This window comes from Parafrankia sp. Ea1.12, assembly GCF_900465275.1.
GTDB lineage: Bacteria > Actinomycetota > Actinomycetes > Frankiales > Frankiaceae > Parafrankia > Parafrankia soli.
Window position 1 is genome coordinate 1 of the sequence record NZ_UBIZ01000683.1, and the last position, 1,964, is coordinate 1,964.

3 protein-coding genes and 1 pseudogene are annotated in these 1,964 nt (G+C 67.0%); 1 reads left to right on the forward strand and 3 read right to left on the reverse strand.

Annotation, left to right across the window (positions count from 1 at the left end; all coding sequences use genetic code 11):
- The first annotated feature begins 923 nt into the window (after nucleotides 1-923).
- Entirely contained in the window at nucleotides 924-1,160 is a 237-nt protein-coding gene (locus tag FMEAI12_RS35485) for a hypothetical protein (RefSeq protein WP_131627809.1), read from the forward strand.
- Between the two features lie 256 nt (nucleotides 1,161-1,416).
- Here FMEAI12_RS35485 and FMEAI12_RS39080 read toward each other — a convergent pair whose 3' ends face one another.
- From FMEAI12_RS39080 to FMEAI12_RS35495, 3 genes and pseudogenes are all read right to left on the reverse strand, one after another.
- Nucleotides 1,417-1,569 (reverse strand): hypothetical protein, encoded by a 153-nt coding sequence (locus FMEAI12_RS39080; protein WP_235015120.1) that lies wholly within the window; start codon nucleotides 1,567-1,569, stop codon nucleotides 1,417-1,419.
- A gap of 14 nt (nucleotides 1,570-1,583) precedes the next feature.
- Nucleotides 1,584-1,736 carry a hypothetical protein gene (locus FMEAI12_RS39085; protein WP_235015122.1) on the reverse strand — a complete coding sequence of 51 codons (153 nt, stop codon included), beginning with the start codon at nucleotides 1,734-1,736 and terminating at the stop codon, nucleotides 1,584-1,586.
- A gap of 61 nt (nucleotides 1,737-1,797) precedes the next feature.
- Nucleotides 1,798-1,964, reverse strand: a pseudogene (locus tag FMEAI12_RS35495) (ABC transporter substrate-binding protein); the annotation flags it as partial.

Consider the following 1,964-nt stretch of genomic DNA (forward strand, 5'->3'; position numbering starts at 1 on the left):
CAGGCTGTCAAACACGGGCTAAAACGCATGCAGTACCGACCCGAACTCCTCGTCGGGTTCCTCACCGAAACCGGACTGACTTGGGAACAGCTCTGATCAACAGAACTTCACACATTAATCATCAGTAGCCGCCGATGGTCGCGCTCTCACCCATCTTCGGCCTGGACCGCGGCTGGACATTCGAGCAGGTCGGCTACTGTACCGGCCCGGCCAGCGACCCCGGATGTTCTCCACCACGGCCGCGAAGGCGAGCGCCGCAGCTTCTCCGAGGACGACTACGCAACGCTGATCGTCGCCGCGCACCACCAGCTCCACGCCCCGATCATCCTGTGCTGGGACAACCTCAAGTGCGCCACGCGGCGCCACGGAATCGAGTGGGGGTGAAAGGACTCCACCACCGGATGGTCGCAGCCGTCCGGTGAAGCTGAGGGCAGCCGCCACGTCCCGCCCGTCCGCCGGCCGCTCCGCCCGGGCTGGTCGGCCAAAGCAGCGCTCTCGGCGGCCATCATGCGTCACCCCCGGTCAGGAGCGGCGTGCCCGCCGGACGGACGTTGGGGGTGATAAGCGCAGGTAGACGGGCGGAAACGACCAGGCTCGGCTGAAATTTGCGTGGATGCTGTACGAGCCTCCCCGGGGGCACTGGTCACCGCGACCATCGGTGCGACCTGGGCATTTAGCCCGTCGGGCATCTTGGACGTCGACACTAATGCGAACCTCCACAACGTGACCGATCACGCACGGAAAGCTGCAACTATGGCTGGTGGGCTCGCATGCCCCCGCTCCCGAGCCCGCCCATGCAGCGGCCGGACGTTGAGACCAAGCCATCGGAGAAACAGCAAGGACCAGAGCAGCGGCCAGGGCCGACGCGCAAATCGCTGGACGATCGCGATGGTGGAACCTCCGGTCGCGGCCGACGGAAATCGTTGGCCGACTGCGATCAGACCGGGCAGTCTGTGCTCGTGGTCGTCCTCCCGTTCCCCGAGAACCGCACTGTGGGCACGATCGACTGGATTGGCTCCTCCTACGACCACCTGGGGCCGCTGCCGGCACGCGGTGACGTGGAAGTACCGGACGGCGGGGAGGCGACCCTGGAGATCCACCCCGCCGCGGAGCTGGATGGCCACGGCGGCAGAACCGTCGAATCGGCCTCGGTCAGCTGATCTCCGATCGACGTGCGCTTTCTCGATCAGCTGCCCTCCGACAGCATCACCGGGCTGTCGATCACGTACGCGGTTCAGCCCGGGTCGCTGTCCGCGCTGAGCGCACAGCTCGCTGCTGACACCGTGCCTCGTGATCAGCAGAAAGCCGCCGTTCCGGATCGGGCACCCCGACCTCCTTGCGGAGGTCGAGGGCCCGCGCCCGGGTTTCGGGGCAGATGAGGCCGAGGCGCCGGCGCGTCCCCTCGGTCAACTGCCGTTACACCCGCACCACGGGGTTCAGCGACCGACCGGGGTTCTGGAACACCATGGCGATCTGCTTGCCCCGGCTCTCCGCCCGCTCCTTGAGGAGATCCCGGCCCTGGAACACCACCTGGCCCGAGCATCCGGACCGAGCGATGATCAGACCCATGATCGCACGTGCCATCACTGACTTGCCGGACCCGGACTCCCCACCACACCCAGGGCCTGGGTGTGGTGGGGGTCCAGGGACACGTCGTCGACCGCGCGCACGACGCCACGCGGTGTGCCGATGTAGGCGCGAAGGTTGCGCACCTCCGGGGCAGGCTCAGCATTCATGGGTCACGGCTACCTTTCATCCGGGTAGCGACCGACTACTGCTGGAGCCGCGGGGTGACGACTACGGCTGGACCCACAGTTTCTCGGGCAGCAGGGAACCCAGGCCGTACTGCGCGAGGCCGCCGACGTTCTTGCCCGAGATGGCGCCGAGCCCCCCACGCGCGATGAAGAACATCGGGGTCAGTTCGGTCAACCGTTCCTGCACGGTGTCGTAGGCCGCCTTGCGCT